Here is a 292-nt window from a genome sequence, read left to right on the forward strand (position 1 = left end):
TGCTCGACAATTTCCCGCATCCCGACGCGGGTGGACAGAATGTCATCAACCTGACCGGCATCAATGTGGTCGCTACCGATTCGGACGGAGACCAGGCGAGCGCGACGGTTCAGGTCAATGTTACAGATGACGTGCCGACGGCGGTTGCCGACACGGACAGTGTCACGGAAGGCGGCACGGCGAGCGGCAACGTGATTACCGGCGTCGGCAGCGACGGCAATGCGGCCGGCGCCGACACCAAGGGTGCCGACGGCGCCGCGGTGAGCGGCGTGACGGGTTCTGGGGCAACGAC

At 65.8% G+C, this 292-nt stretch carries 1 protein-coding gene; it reads left to right on the plus strand.

Going from position 1 to position 292, the window contains the following annotated elements; all coding sequences use genetic code 11:
• Positions 1-292, plus strand: a 292-nt coding sequence (locus EN824_RS35560; protein WP_189522299.1) for a hypothetical protein, incomplete at both ends; no start/stop codon positions are given.

Source organism: Mesorhizobium sp. M8A.F.Ca.ET.181.01.1.1, from assembly GCF_004792025.1.
Classification (GTDB): Bacteria; Pseudomonadota; Alphaproteobacteria; order Rhizobiales; family Rhizobiaceae; genus Mesorhizobium.